Annotated in this window: 12 protein-coding genes; all 12 read left to right on the top strand. The window is 39.6% G+C overall.

All coding sequences use genetic code 11. The annotated features are described in order from the left end of the window. The first annotated feature begins 65 nt into the window (after nucleotides 1-65). Nucleotides 66-1,493 carry a hypothetical protein gene (locus tag HYN51_RS11225; RefSeq protein ID WP_108900105.1) on the top strand — a complete coding sequence of 476 codons (1,428 nt, stop codon included), beginning with the start codon at nucleotides 66-68 and terminating at the stop codon, nucleotides 1,491-1,493. Between the two features lie 366 nt (nucleotides 1,494-1,859). Next, on the top strand, nucleotides 1,860-5,006 hold the full coding sequence (locus HYN51_RS11220; RefSeq protein WP_108900104.1) for a prophage tail fiber N-terminal domain-containing protein: 3,147 nt from the start codon (nucleotides 1,860-1,862) through the stop codon (nucleotides 5,004-5,006). A gap of 386 nt (nucleotides 5,007-5,392) precedes the next feature. Further along, nucleotides 5,393-6,619, top strand: a complete 1,227-nt coding sequence (locus tag HYN51_RS11215; protein ID WP_108900103.1) for a prophage tail fiber N-terminal domain-containing protein — start codon at nucleotides 5,393-5,395, stop codon at nucleotides 6,617-6,619. A gap of 12 nt (nucleotides 6,620-6,631) precedes the next feature. Beyond that, nucleotides 6,632-7,084, top strand: coding sequence for a hypothetical protein (locus tag HYN51_RS11210; RefSeq protein WP_108900102.1), 453 nt, complete (start codon nucleotides 6,632-6,634; stop codon nucleotides 7,082-7,084). Nucleotides 7,085-7,636: 552 nt separating this feature from the next. Next, entirely contained in the window at nucleotides 7,637-8,134 is a 498-nt protein-coding gene (locus HYN51_RS11205; RefSeq protein ID WP_108900101.1) for a hypothetical protein, read from the top strand. Between the two features lie 4 nt (nucleotides 8,135-8,138). Beyond that, nucleotides 8,139-9,221, top strand: a complete 1,083-nt coding sequence (locus HYN51_RS11200; RefSeq protein ID WP_108900100.1) for a DUF3383 family protein — start codon at nucleotides 8,139-8,141, stop codon at nucleotides 9,219-9,221. Nucleotides 9,222-9,238: 17 nt separating this feature from the next. Then, nucleotides 9,239-9,676 carry a phage structural protein gene (locus HYN51_RS11195; protein ID WP_108900099.1) on the top strand — a complete coding sequence of 146 codons (438 nt, stop codon included), beginning with the start codon at nucleotides 9,239-9,241 and terminating at the stop codon, nucleotides 9,674-9,676. A gap of 103 nt (nucleotides 9,677-9,779) precedes the next feature. Continuing rightward, entirely contained in the window at nucleotides 9,780-10,193 is a 414-nt protein-coding gene (locus HYN51_RS11190) for a phage tail assembly chaperone (protein ID WP_108900098.1), read from the top strand. Nucleotides 10,194-10,389: 196 nt separating this feature from the next. Next, nucleotides 10,390-12,360, top strand: coding sequence for a tape measure protein (locus HYN51_RS11185; protein ID WP_108900097.1), 1,971 nt, complete (start codon nucleotides 10,390-10,392; stop codon nucleotides 12,358-12,360). Further along, nucleotides 12,360-13,040, top strand: coding sequence for a phage baseplate protein (locus HYN51_RS11180; protein WP_108900096.1), 681 nt, complete (start codon nucleotides 12,360-12,362; stop codon nucleotides 13,038-13,040). The genes HYN51_RS11185 and HYN51_RS11180 overlap by 1 nt, the downstream gene beginning before the upstream one ends. 19 nt (nucleotides 13,041-13,059) lie before the next feature. Then, complete coding sequence (locus HYN51_RS11175; protein ID WP_108900095.1) at nucleotides 13,060-13,380, top strand: phage baseplate plug family protein; 321 nt, start codon at nucleotides 13,060-13,062, stop codon at nucleotides 13,378-13,380. Between the two features lie 34 nt (nucleotides 13,381-13,414). Beyond that, on the top strand, nucleotides 13,415-14,356 hold the full coding sequence (locus tag HYN51_RS11170) for a phage protein (protein WP_108900094.1): 942 nt from the start codon (nucleotides 13,415-13,417) through the stop codon (nucleotides 14,354-14,356). Nucleotides 14,357-14,360 lie beyond the last annotated feature (4 nt).

Below are 14,360 nucleotides of genomic sequence, written 5' to 3'. Positions count from 1 at the left end.
AAGGTTGTAGGCATTAACAATGGCCTAATAACGACCAAATTACATTAACATTTAAGTGGTTCATTATGAAATTTGAGAAAATAACTAAAGTACCTGGGTTCGATCAAGCCGATCCTGACAATGCACGTCAGAATAATTATGCGTGGAGTATGTTAGGTTTTGGCGACTACGTCTATGTAGGGACAGGCCGGAATGTTCCATATAATGCCTATGGAAATTTTGGTTTAATCGCTCCAAAGGCTTATACACCCGATAACCCGGTAATGGCAGCTGAGATATGGCGCTATCCAAAGTGTGATAGTGACCACAAACGATGGGAAAGAGTTTTTCGTGCACCAGAAGAATGGAGTGTGATGGGCTTTAGAAGTATGGAGATATTCACTGATGATGAAGGTGAGACCGCCTTGTACTGCGGCTGCTATGCAAGAGGAAACGGCCCTTCGTATATGTTGAAATCCACCGATGGTGTGAGTTGGACGCATATTCTGGCGGGCATAGAGCCAGAATACAGCACGCGAAGCGTTAAGGCTCATAAAGGAAAGCTATATACCTCGGCGTTACATCAAGTTACTACTGAACTGGAAAGTTTTTTATATGTTACTGAAAACCCTGAAAAGGGTTGGACTCGCGTAAACACAGACGCGATAATCGGTGAGATATTTAATATGATCAGTTTCAACGGTAGCCTGTATATTGCAACGATGCCGATTGGTGGGTTTGAATTGTGGCGATGTGAAGATCCAGAAAGTGGTAATTGGAAGCGTGTTATCGATAAAGGGGCGGGTGATGAACTCAACGAATGCCCACTTTCTTTAGAAGTATTCGATAATCACCTCTATGTCGGCGTAGGGATCAGTTGCTCACTTTACAGTACCGATCCTGTCAATCGGTGGGTTATTTCTAAAGGATTTGATTTAGTCAGAGTATCTAAAGCTGACAAATGGGAAATTATCATCGGGCAGAAACCTATTTCACCCACGAAGCCCACAACCGGCACCAGAAACCTAGGAAAATATCCATCGGGTCTTGGTAATATGGCTAATGCCTACTGCTGGGAATTACGAAGCTTTGATGGGCGCTTATATTTGGGAAGTTGGGATACCGGCACCGTTTATAAGACGTTTTTTAGTGATTTGGTTTTGCATCCTTCTATCGAAAAATACAAGAAGCTTGCAGATTTTCTTCGAGTCTTTTTCAAAAGTATTAATACGAATATCGTTGAAGATGACTATCATATGACGCGTTGGTTTAAAGCGTGGTTCCGTACTTTTTTCAAATACCCAAAAAGCCTTGGCTTCGATTTTGCGAGCAGTAAAGATGGAAAGACTTTCGAGATGATTTCTATTGATGGCTTTGGCAATGGGGAAAATATGGGAATACGAAAAATGTATACGCCTGATGATCACACTCTGTATATCGGTACCGCCTGTGCTTCTCAGGGCTGTGAAGTTTGGACGATGAAAGAAAATAAGTGTAGTCATGGATGCCGCTGACAGCAAGGAGACTTCGGCTTGTTTACCTGGTTATGAATGTTAATTAAAAGTAGTTAAAACAATAAAAGGATGTTGTTTTTATCTGATTATCAGGTATTGTAACCACTATAAAGTCGAAAACGTGTATCCGAACGAACATACAGAGAGCCCGCATATTTGTGCGGGCTCTCTGTTTTTACAGCAGAATAATTGATTTTATAATTTTTGTTATTTCTGATATGACAAATTTAACCAACTAAAGTTGTTATATCAGAGGCTATTATTTAGTAACCATTTATCTATCTATCACCAACACCAGCCTCACACTATGCGGGGCTTTTTTTATTCTATTTACTCAATATGCGTTAACAACATTCAGGAGCTTCCATGGCTATAAATATTGCCGGGATTTTAAAGGATGGAATGGGAGAGCCTATTCCTAATTGTACGATTGAATTAAAAACAAAAAGAACCACACAGAATGTCATCATTAAAACAGAAGCGAATTTATTAATTGATAAGAACGGTTCATACAGTATGGATGTGGAACCCGGTGAATATGATGTGACGTTGTATGTTGAAGGGTTTTCACCTAAATGTGTTGGGAGTATTACTGTTTACTCGGACTCGTCTTCAGGTACGTTGAACGATTTTTTAATTTTGCCGGGGGAAAGTGAGTTATCACCACAACAGGTTTTAGTCTTTCAGCAATTGCGCGATGAGGCTAAACAGGCGGCGGCTGAGGCTAAAAATAGTGCAGAACAAGTACTTATTGGCCTGGATGATAAGCAGGATAAGTCACCTTTACTTACAGCAATTGCTGCACTTAAAACAGCGGCAGATGAGCTGATGTATCTGAGAGGGCCTGACTCTGTAGCAGTTACTGCCTTGAGTGAATTAGGTCGAACTTTGTTATCTGCATCAGATTCGTCTCATGCCCGAGCGATGATTGGCGCAGCTTCCGACGATGAAGTTCTAGAAATATCCAATTGCCTTTCAGAATTTGCTGATACAGCGACTCGCGCTAAAGCCAGAGAAAACTTGGGGTTGGGTACAGCGGCGGCGAGCAATGTTGGAACTGACTCCGGTAATTTAATGCCGGTGGGGGCTTTTGGTCTGGGTGGGGTATGCCAACGTATTGAGCCTCCAGCAGACTGGAATAATATTGAAAAAACCGGATTTTATATGGGAGATGGGATTACTAATGCTCCTCTACCTTCTGTCTGGTTCTATGTTATTCATCTTGAACATGGGCTGTCCAAATATTCAAGCCAGCTTGCGATTACTTTATCTGGCGCAGAAAATTTGATGTGGCAAAGGACAAAAGTACAGGGAGTGTGGAGTAATTGGTTTCAATTCCGTTCGGAATCAAATACAACCGTAGATACAAATGGGTTTATCCGGACGTTAGCCTCAACAGCGGATGCTTTGGCTAACGTTACGAATACTGAAACTATCGATTTAACGACCAATAAGGGAACGCTTTCGGCAAACGTAAAAGTATCGGCATCTGCGGGAAATCAGTTGCAGAAGAAGAGTGATGGACTTTTTATACCTGCCGATTCTGATACCAAACGCAGTTGTACTATCTATTATACGAATGGTGATGAAACCGAGATCGCGTTTGATGATAGTGAATGGTTCTCACTGCCTCAAGCATCACTCGATTGGGGTGCTCGCTACATAAAAAGTATCAAATACAGTAATGGTTCCGTCATTAATATGCTTTCAGAAGAGCTGGATAACCGTCTGCGATATAAGTGCGCCAATGGGTATGCTTATAAAGGAGCCAATGGTTTGTTGCATTATGCAGGAGCTGATATATACCCAGTTGAATATATTAATGGTATAGCTGTTGGTCGGCATGAACCAGAGCCACAGGGCTCAAATAATTTTCTTTATTCGTCAGATTTCACAAAATGGACGGCGACACGAGTCACTGTTGTAAATACGTTAGTTGATGGTCTGATAAGCAACCACACGATGCAGCAAATCACAGCTACTGATGTATCTTTTCCTCGGGTGACAGTGACTCGTCCTCTGCCTGCTGGAGTGGGGGTGATGCAAATCATCGTTAAGCAGGGAACGACAAAATTCCTACACGGAACAATTGAGCGTGAAGGACTGGCTGACGGCATGACGTTTTTCTGCGATTTATCAACGCTTATGACAAAACTAGGTACACCCCGTGGCGCAATGATTCCCCATTCAGCAAAAGCCACAGCACAGGGGAACGGCTGTGTTCTATTAACAGTGAAATTCACAGCCCCATTGGCTGCTAACTATTTCGTTTTTTTTGGGCCATCTAACGCACTGGGTTCTACATCTGCGACTATTGGCGACTCGATTTATGCTGATACTGCACAAATCGAATCAGGTGAGCGTAGTCATTCAATGATTTTGACTAGTGGAATGACAGAAACACACAATAATGCTTCTTTGGCCATTATGACGGATCCGTGTGGTATTGATTCTACTAAATTGTTCAAGGTAGGGAATAACCTGTCTGAACTCACGACATCTGAAGCTAAAGCAACCGCCAGAAATAATCTTGGTTTAAAGGCAATGGCTACGGATGATGGAACTAATCTGGTTCAGGTATCTCCAACTAATATTTATAATAAACCCTATATATATTCTGCTGGGTGGCCCAATGTTACGTTGGTGAGCACAAATGTTGCTCCGGAAAAAGTTGGGGCCAGAGTTCAGTTAGAAAGTTCCGGTAGTTCAGTCTATTTTGTTGTTCGAGCCTCTTCTGGATACGCTGGTCAGATGGTTCTAAATGTGGCTGAAGAGTATAAGGCCGGTAGTTTTCAAATGTTATCGACTGCTAATACGGTATCTGATGAGAATGGTTTTTTAAAATGCATACCAAAAGATACGACACCTGATAATTCTCTCAATGCCTTAGCTAAAGTTACCAATACTGATTCTATTAATTTATTGGCAAACAAAGGAAATCTTTCCGCTTCAGTAAAAATTTCTACAGATGCAGGCAATCAATTACAGAAAAAGGCGGATGGTCTTTACGTGCCAGTAGGTGGAGGTGCTGTCTATTCTGGAGCAACAACGCTGACTTTGAATTCTCTAAACTGGGGTAATTTACCATCGTCTACTTTAGGAACTAAATCACTCAAATCGGCAGTTCAAATTGATACTGATGGTTGGCTTTATGACGCTCGTTTGTATGCCTATTTACCGTCGCAATTTGACAACGAAGATGTGTCAGTATTTTTTGACAATCTGAGTGGAGTTTCGGCGTTTTTGGGAAATTTCACATCACAAACAGGCTCAGATCTGAAAAAAGTTATTGTGCAAGAGTTAGGGGATATTAATCCATCAGGTACAGGGCCTTTTAAGTTATCAGGTAATTTGTCAATCGTATTTAAAAATGGAACTCAAACAGTGAGCGCTGGGAGCTATCAGATCAAATATAAGTTGGTTGGCAGGTCTATTCGGGCTAGTGGCACAGCCGGTAGTATTGTTAGTAATCAGATTATGGCTGATGGTATCGGAACAATCCAATTAACGTAATTTTCCACATTCTTATCGTTTTCTTGTTATTCATTGATTACGTTTTTATTTACAACTAAATTAACTTAAAGTGGTAATAACAATAAAAAGATGTTGATTTTATCTGATTATCAGGTATAGTAACCACTATAAAGTCACTAAGTTGTATCCGAATGATGTGTGTAAAGAGCCTGCATGATATGCGGGCTCTTTTGCCATCTGGTTCAGGGCTGTGTTTGTGGCCTTATATAACGCATAATGAAAACGTTTTAACTCATTAACGTATTGTTATCTGAATTTGTTATTTAGCAAGATCGATTATTTCAACAACCAATTTTAGCCTCGCACAATGCGGGGCTTTTTTATTCTATTTACTCAATATGTGTTAATAACATTCAGGAGCTTCCATGGCTATAAATATTGCCGGGATTTTGAAGGATGGAATAGGAGAGCCTATTCCTAATTGTACGATTGAATTAAAAACAAAAAGAACCACACAGAATGTCATCATTAAAACCGAAGCAAATTTATTAATTGATAAGAACGGTTCATACAGTATGGATGTGGAACCTGGTGAATATGATGTGACACTGTTTGTTGAAGGATTCTCACCTAAATGTGTTGGTAGTATTACTGTTTATTCGGACTCACCTTCAGGTACGTTGAACGACTTCTTAATTTCGCCGGGGGAAAGTGAATTATCACCGCAACAGGTTTTAGTCTTTCAGCAATTGCGCGATGAGGCTAAGCAAGCGGCTGCTGAGGCTAAACAAACTTATGATCTAGCGGCTAATATGCTTTCTAATATACCTAAAGCCTCAACTTCAACTGCCGGCATTGTAAAACTGAGTGACAGCATAACCAGTGATAGTTCAACGGATTCGGCAACATCTAAAGCGGTGAAGCAGGCAAATGATTTAGCAGATAGTAAAGTTTCAACGATTAATGGTAAGTCTGGCAACGCTATTACATTAAGTGCTGTTGATGTAGACGCTGTTTCTGCCACGACTGGTGGTACGTTTGCTCAGCCGATTACCGGTACATATATTGGATCGAATGCTTACGCAGACCAATACAATACAAAATCTGCATTTTATCAATCAGTCCAGCGCCCAGCAGGAGGCAGCGAATATCATCCCATAATTAAACAAAGGACTGTTCTCCCCAGCGTAAATGCGTATGCATTTTCTATGGGAGTGCTGGTTGGAGGAACAGACTTAAGCTGGCTGCTTCATATGATTGGTTCTGGGGGGCAGCAAGTTAATCATAAATGGGATGTTAAGGGTAACTATAATGCACCAAAGAGCATCACTGCCGGGCAAGATATTATTGCCAGTGGTGGCTGGGTGTATGCGGGTAACTCATATATGAATTCTAGCGGTGATATCAATGGATCCGCGTTTGGTGGCACTCTTAGCAGTTGGGTAAGAAAAAATTTCATTCAGGGGATCCGCAGAGGTTCACAACAGTATACAAGGCCTCCTGATGGGACAGCAAATTATGAAATTCCTGATGGCTACATAACCGGTTTTAATAATTCAACTAATGACGGAAACCTTCGGTTTTGTGGATGGTATTTCAGGGTGCCAATGTATCTTGTTAATGGTACGTGGGTTAATGCAGAAAGTAATTAGTAAGAGGGTGAAATGTATAAAGGTATATTTAGGAATTCAGAATTAAAAACAATAAATGAGAGTCAGTCTTATTGGATTATCAGTAATGAACATGGCGATAATTATTATGATTTAAGAGACAATATTCGCCCTAAGTATGTGGTTATTACTGAAATAAAATCGCCTTACCATGTCTGTGGTGCAGATGAAGATGGATATTTTGGTTTTGGTCAGCCCTATAAAGTTTATTTTTTAGATGAAATCCCAAATGATATCTATACGACACGGTATTGCTACGATGGTAAAGCGTTTACAAAATTTATTGATGTTGAACAATGGCGTTATAACGAGTTGTATTGGTTGAAAGATCAGATCAATGATATTGAAGATGTCGGTGGAAATGCATCACATTTACGCGAATATCGCCAGGCCGTCAAAAGCTATTCAGGTGATGGGGTTAATCCCATGCCCCCAATTAGACCATAATTTGAGATTATATTGCAGTATTGAAAATTAAAGCCGCGCCGATTCAGTTATTAAGTACGAATGCTGCTCAGAATGTACTGTAGGTAGGGGTTCTGTTTATTCTGGGGCAACAACTCTGTCTTTTAGTAGTTTTGACTGGGGTAATTTACCATCCGGAACAATCCAATTAACGTAATTTTCCATATTCTGATTGTTTCTTGTTATTCATTGATTACGTTTGTATTTACAAATAAATAAACTTAAAGTGGTAAAAACAATAAAAAGATGTTGATTTTATCTGATTATCAGGTATAGTAACCACTATAAAGTCACGAAGTTGTATCTTGATAGATTGTATAAGAGCCTGCAGATAATGCAGGCTTTTTGCTATCCGGCTTCTTATCTTTATTGATGGTCTTATGTCATTTTTTACGCAATTATTATGGCTTATTAAAGTTGTTATTTTGTTGGTTATTTAACAATAGTGACTGTTCTAACAACCAACACCAGCCTCGCATAATGCGGGGCTTTTTTATTTATCCCATCTACTGAATATCAATTCTTGAGGTTTTCATGGCGATAAGCATTGAACAGCAGTTGAAAAACTTGCTGCAACCCCTGCTGGACGCCAGCTTGATTGTTAAGGGGGAAGCCGTACCGGAAGAACCCTATGCCGAATTGAGTATGGTTTCTTGTAAGGCATTAGGCATGAGCGATGAAGTTGGGCAGGAGGTCGATGAACAAGGCTATTTGATCATCCGTGGCCAACGTCGAGCTGAAATTGCGATTCACTACCGTGGAGAGGGGGTAGTGGAGCAATTAAATAAACTCAGCGACAGACTGAGAAAAGTATCCGTGTCAGAGCGGTTTCAACTGGCACAAATCGGAGTAGAAGGCAGCGCTCAACTTAAAACAGAAATGAAAGAAGACGCTGAATGGACTCCAAACTCGGAAACCTATCTGAGTTTGTTCATCCACTATTCTGTCATTATCAAGGACGCGATTAGCGTCATTGATAATATCCATGCTGCCACTGATGGTAGCGAAATCATGATTAACTTAACGAGGTAAAACAATGGGTTCTCTGAATCAGATTGTGAATGTAAATATTGCACTAAGTACTACCAGCGTACCGCGCGGTGTTTTTGGCGTACCAATGATTATTGCTCCATTAACCACGTTCACTGAACGTGTTCGTGTCTATCTTGATTACAATGCTGCTCAGGAAGATAACCTCCCGGCAGACGTACTGAAAGCCCTGCGTGCAGTATTCAGCCAAACGCCACGGCCACAAATGTGCAAAGTAGGTCGTTTGGATGTTGGTGCTGATGGGAAGGTGGTTGCCAATACGCTGGCTGCACAATTGTCAGCTATTCAGGCTGAAGATGCTAACTGGTACGGTTTTGCGCTGACTCAACGCACTCCTGCACTGCAATTAGCAGCGGCAGAATGGGCTGAAACTCAAACCAAAATGTTCTTTACCTCCAGCGCTGAAGTGGCAATTACTGATGCCAGTAGCACGACAGATGTCCTGTCTTCGCTAGCGGCTAAAAACTACCTGCGTACTGCGGTTATCGTTGATAAACATGCAGCGGATCAGTATCTGGAAATGGCCTGGATGGGTCGCTGCTTTACAATTGCTCCGGGTGGTGAAACTTGGGCTCTGAAACAACTTTCGGCTGTGGAAGCTTCTGACTGGAGCGCAACTGAACAGCAAACCATCCTTAAGAAGGGCGGTAATACCTTCGAACGTTTTGCGCCACAAATTTATCTGACAACGCCGGGTAAAGTGGTCAGCGGCGAGTGGGTAGATGTGATCCGCTTCCGTGATTGGTTGGCTGATACCATTCAAACCAGCCTGAGTACGTTGATGATCAACCGCAATAAAGTGCCTTATACCGATGGTGGTATCGCGCTGATTGTGAACAACCTGACCGGTTGCTTGATTGAAGGCCAACGCGTTGGCGGTATTGCACCGGATGAAATCGATGCAGATGGCAATAATGTCAAAGGCTTCGTCGTGACTTATCCACGCAGTGTTGATGTTCCATTCCAGGACAAAGCCGACCGTATTCTGAATTTAGCATTCTCTGCTCGTCTGGCGGGTGCTATTCATCTAACTAACATCAACGGCAATCTGTCGTACGAATTACAATAATAAGGAGAAACTAAACTATGGCAGCTGAATTAACAGGTACTTATAAAGGCGATCAGGTTTTTGTTACCGTAGGTCCGGTTCTGATTTCTGGTTTTAGTGACGGTGATGCGATCACTGTTAAGCGTGCGGCACAATTATACACAACTAAAGTGGGTATTGATGGGGGAGTCGCTCGAGTACGGAACGCAAATAAATCAGGAGCCATTGAGCTTAAGTTACTGCAAACCAGTAAGGTGAATGATGAGCTTTCCGAATTGTTCTATGTAGATAACTTCAACGAAGATGGTTCTCCAGTGCTATCGGTGAGTGTAAATGATGGCAATGGTCGTACATTATGTTCCGCCGGTCAGGCGTGGTTAAAAGCGCTTCCTGAAATTTCTTTTGGCGATTCTGTTGGGGCTAGATCCTGGGTGCTTGAATGTGCTGATTTAAAAATCTTTGTTGGTGGTAACTAATATTCTATCTAATTGATAATGAAAAATTAATTTAATTATCACTTTATTATTGAATCAATAATTTTAATAGGGGGGATTCCCCCCTTTTTTATGGAGAAATAAGATGCAAGTTGAAACTTTTATTATTGGTAATCGTGAGTTTACAGCAGGAAAAATGAATGCATTTGACGCAGGCCGCTTATTACTCAAATTAAAATCTGTTGTTGCACCGGGTCTTGCTCTGATGGGGCAAGGTGGAGAGGTTCATAACTCATCAATTTTAGAGCTTTTCTCGGGATTGGATGAAAAAACGCATGAAGATATTTTATTTCCAATTTTGTCTGTCTCGGCTACTTATTCAGTCGAAAATAAAAGAAAAATTGCTTCTCCAGCGGATATGAATTTCTGTTTTACGGTAGATAATTTACTCGATTTCTATCTTCTGGTCTGGGAGGTATTGAAATTGAATTTTGCCCCTTTTATCGAACAATTGGCCAGCCATTTTGGAAGCCATACAGCAGAAGTAGCGAAAGTGTAGTTAGTAGTAATGATGTTGGAGAACTTAGTTCCGACCTTGAAGATGAGTTATGGATTTGGCGTCCAATTATGGCCCAACTTGTTACACTTGAATCTGTAAAATCAGGTTCTATCTGTGTAGAGGATCTATTAAAAATTAATGCGTTATTAGATATGCGTGACGCAATACAGTCTAAAACGCAACAGGAGAGTCGCATATGAGTAGTCTGGCGACAATATCATCAGAACATATTGCAATGTATAACGCATTATCTGCCATGTTGGGGAAACTAACTCATCAAATAACGGTGATTAACCAAAAGGTTTCTCAGGTTAATATTGCTCAAAGTTTTATATCAGCTAATACAGTTAATGCAATTAGTGTAAACATTAATCAGATTAATTATAAACTTCAGGATTCGGAGAAAAAAAGTAAATCCTGGGCTGAAAAATTAAGTGATGCTTCAGATAAAGTAATTAAAGGATTTAGTAAAGTAAATGGATGGTTTGATAATAAATTATCATTAAAATCTTTGGCCAGTAGTGCGAATCAACTTCAAGATTTACAGCAAAGAATTAAAGGGTTACCTCAACTCTTTTGTGATTCAGCTGACGGAATCTATTATTTAACTCAGCAGGCTAATAAAGCACGCATGCCTATCCAAGCTTATGGCGATGCTTATGTTGATCTGGCTAAAAATAGTAAATTAATGCTGAAATCACCTGCTGAAGTGACTAATACACTGAATGCAATGTCTAATGCACTTAAGCTTGGAACTGGGAGTTCGGAAAAACAATCGGCAGCTCTAAAAGAATTGGCCTCATCTTTTAAAAAAGGAAAGATAGATGCTACGGCGATGACTGGGTTTTTATCACATTTAAGTGAAAAAACATTAAGTGAGTTGGCCGCCAATTTGGGGGTATCAACTAAACAACTGCAGTCAATGGCTAAGCAAGGAAAAATCACTGGCGCTCAATTAGATAAGGCATTAAAGAAATCCGCACCTGGAATGCAAAAAGGCGTTGATCAGTTGCCGATGAAATGGAGTGATGCTGTTACTAAAGTCAGTAATCGTTGGGATGAGCTTATTTTTGCTTTAGAAAACCGCAGTGGTGTTATTACTAAAGTTTCAAATATGTTTATTAAAGGATTTGACTTAGTTGAGAAAGCTATCAATTGGTTGATTGTTAACTGTGGTAGTGTTGAAAATGCCTTAGGACTTATTGCCAGTGTTATAGGACTTGTATTTGCCGGGAAATCGGTAGGTCTGATTCTATCTTTTATTTCTACATTGGGAAAACTGGGACCTGTTATTAATATTTTAAAAACAAGTTTTAGCGTTCTTCGGGGCATTCTCTTCGGTGTTAGTTGGCCTATCTGGGCTATTATTGCAGCAATCTTCGCATTGGTGGATGCCTATCATTGGATTAAGGGTGAAGATTCAGTTATCGGTAGTTTAATCGGCCCGTGGGATAATTATTTAACGTCATTACAAAATATTTGGGAAAATGTTAAATTAATATTCTCAGGTTTTATGACTTCAGCTAAGGGGTTGGGAACGATTATATCCGGTTTGTTCACGCTGGATAAAGATAAGATTCAAGCGGGTTTTGAACAGCTATGTTCTGGTATTTTAAATATCATTGATAGTTTTAAGGAATCAATAAAAGGAGCGATTGATTATTTTCTTCAACCATTCAAATCTATGAGTCCTGGTATTTTAGATTTTTTGGGTTCTACCGATCCCAAAAGTGAAAATAATAAACCTCAACAAGATTCATCTCAAACTAAGCCTGATGCATTAGCTCTTGATCCAAAGGCTAAACTTTTTGCTGAAAAATTAACAGAATACAATCAAAGTATTGGTCAGTTAAATTCATCTCAAACTAAATCTGGTCAGTTAACGATTAATCCAAAGGCCAAAAAATTGGCTGAAAAATTAACAGAACCTAATCAAAGTATTGGCCAGTTAACTAAAAATGAAAGTTTTGGTGTTCCTGTATTATCGACAAAAGCTGTAGCTGGCGTTACTAATAATAACAACATTGTTAGTAATCAAAAAATTGATGTTCATGTTACTGCTAATACTCCGCAAGCATTGGCTAACTCAGTGACTAAAGCCGTTACTAAAGGTGCTAATGAAAGCCAAGCGAGTCTAATTAATGAAGTGAATAGGGGGCTTAATTAATGAGCCAAATTTGGGGAGTACTAGCAAAATTTATCAATAAAAAAAATAGCGTTATAAGTATATATGGCGATTACATGAATATGGAGTTTGAAGTTGTCACGAATGAAGTTCATTCATGGACAGCGGAAACAACTTCCAATCCCGTAGAAAAAGGGGAGCCAGTAAGCGATCATGTTCAGAGAAAGCCTGATACGTTACAAATGACAGGCATTATTAGTAATGCATCAATTCATGGAAAGCTAGGTGGATTGATTGAACGGATGGATTTGGGTTTAGGTACTGAGTCTATGGTTCAACAAGCATTTGATAAATTATACAAGTTAATGGATGAAAAACGGCCCGTTACTGTTTATACCCAATATAAATATTATCCTGATATGGTTCTAACGAGTTTGAATATTCCACGCACCGTAGAAGCGGGTGATTGTATTGAGTTTACTGCAACATTCACCCATGTTCGGTGTGTTTCAACGCTATTAGTTAGTGCTGAGGATGCAGGTATCAATGCAGAAAATAGCGACTCGGCTGAAACCTCACGTAAGTCTTCACCTGAAAAAAATAGAGGTAAAGTACCCTGTGAACCCGCTTCAGGAGAAACAGAGAAAGGTGCGGATACGACCTTTAATGGTTCATGTGGTCCTGAAGGATGTCAGCCCGTCAACACTGGTCGACCATGGTGATTAATCAACAGGCGGTAAGATGGCGAAATATATGAAAGTACCGTTGATTGCTGGATTAGCCGATCAACGATTAGATGTTATTTTAGATACGGAAACATGTTCACTAAGAGTTTATTGGAATGAATATTCAGGATATTGGTCTTTAGATATATATCAACGCAATCGGGATGTTATTATTAGTGGTGTTAAACTAGTAAAGAACACTCCCTTGTTGTCACGTTACAATCTTAATTCACCTGCAGGTGATTTTATTTTTTATGATAATAATAGTGGTAAATCGAGACCTGATTTTTATTCTTTGGGTAATGACCATATTCTTATTTATCGAAATTATAACTAAATTTTTATTTCATTTAATATAATAAGGTGGCGATATGCTATTTGATCGTGTCGCTGAACTAATAGTCGGCGAGGCTAATGGTAATGCCGTTATTATTAATGATTTGCGTTTTTCTTTTTCTATAGAAAAAGATAATGATAAATCAACTAATAAATTGACATTAAAAGTATATAACATGAATAAACAAACTCGTAGTGTTGTTGAACGTGTTAATAATAATGTTATTTTGAAGGCTGGTTATAAAAATGATATCGGTGCTGTAACAATATTTACGGGGTCTGTTGTCAGCGCATGGACCATTAGTGTAGGCAATGACATTATCACTGAATTATCTGTTCGTGACGGTATTTTACCATTAAGAGATACGAAGATATCTCTAAGTTATATGAAAGGAACATCAGCACTATCAATACTTGATGATGTGATGGCATCTTTTGCGATTCCAGTTAAACCATTACCTAAAAATCTAATCGATAAATTTTATTCTGGCGGATATTCATTCTGTGGTAAAGCTGAAGGAGCAATGAGTGAGATTTGTAATTACCTTGGATTAACGTGGTCCATACAAAATAATGAAATTCAAATACTGGATAAAAATAGACCTTTTGGTGATGAAATTGTAGTTCTGACACCAGAAAATGGATTAATTAATATTCCTGAAAGAATTATTGATGCAACGCGTAAGAAATCCCAAGGTGATAGCTCTCCGCCATCCGGAATGGTTTTATCTGAAAGTTTAAAAGAGGGGGAACATTTTCAAATCGATGGTTATAAGGTTAATTGCCTATTACAACCACGGATATACCCTGGTTGCTATGTCGGATTAGAAAGTAATGTTCTGCTATTAGATCCGTTAATTGATAGTAGCAATACTCGTCGTCCCAGAGCTTTTTTTCGGGCTGAAACAGTAGTGCACCGGGGGGATACTCATGAGGATGATTGGTTAACTGAGTGCCAATTAAAAGCAATTGGATAAGGTT

This window comes from Limnobaculum parvum (genome assembly GCF_003096015.2).
Lineage (GTDB): Bacteria > Pseudomonadota > Gammaproteobacteria > Enterobacterales > Enterobacteriaceae > Limnobaculum > Limnobaculum parvum.
Note: the sequence above shows the minus strand (reverse complement) of the source record. Positions and strands in the feature narration are given on the sequence as shown.

What these genes read in the sequence shown, in the direction of transcription:
- HYN51_RS11225 (WP_108900105.1), top strand. Translation starts at nt 66, where the DNA reads ATGAAATTTGAGAAAATAACTAAAGTACCTGGGTTCGATCAAGCCGAT.
- HYN51_RS11220 (WP_108900104.1), top strand. Translation starts at nt 1,860, where the DNA reads ATGGCTATAAATATTGCCGGGATTTTAAAGGATGGAATGGGAGAGCCT.
- HYN51_RS11215 (WP_108900103.1), top strand. Translation starts at nt 5,393, where the DNA reads ATGGCTATAAATATTGCCGGGATTTTGAAGGATGGAATAGGAGAGCCT.
- HYN51_RS11210 (WP_108900102.1), top strand. Translation starts at nt 6,632, where the DNA reads ATGTATAAAGGTATATTTAGGAATTCAGAATTAAAAACAATAAATGAG.
- HYN51_RS11205 (WP_108900101.1), top strand. Translation starts at nt 7,637, where the DNA reads ATGGCGATAAGCATTGAACAGCAGTTGAAAAACTTGCTGCAACCCCTG.
- HYN51_RS11200 (WP_108900100.1), top strand. Translation starts at nt 8,139, where the DNA reads ATGGGTTCTCTGAATCAGATTGTGAATGTAAATATTGCACTAAGTACT.
- HYN51_RS11195 (WP_108900099.1), top strand. Translation starts at nt 9,239, where the DNA reads ATGGCAGCTGAATTAACAGGTACTTATAAAGGCGATCAGGTTTTTGTT.
- HYN51_RS11190 (WP_108900098.1), top strand. Translation starts at nt 9,780, where the DNA reads ATGCAAGTTGAAACTTTTATTATTGGTAATCGTGAGTTTACAGCAGGA.
- HYN51_RS11185 (WP_108900097.1), top strand. Translation starts at nt 10,390, where the DNA reads ATGAGTAGTCTGGCGACAATATCATCAGAACATATTGCAATGTATAAC.
- HYN51_RS11180 (WP_108900096.1), top strand. Translation starts at nt 12,360, where the DNA reads ATGAGCCAAATTTGGGGAGTACTAGCAAAATTTATCAATAAAAAAAAT.
- HYN51_RS11175 (WP_108900095.1), top strand. Translation starts at nt 13,060, where the DNA reads ATGGCGAAATATATGAAAGTACCGTTGATTGCTGGATTAGCCGATCAA.
- HYN51_RS11170 (WP_108900094.1), top strand. Translation starts at nt 13,415, where the DNA reads ATGCTATTTGATCGTGTCGCTGAACTAATAGTCGGCGAGGCTAATGGT.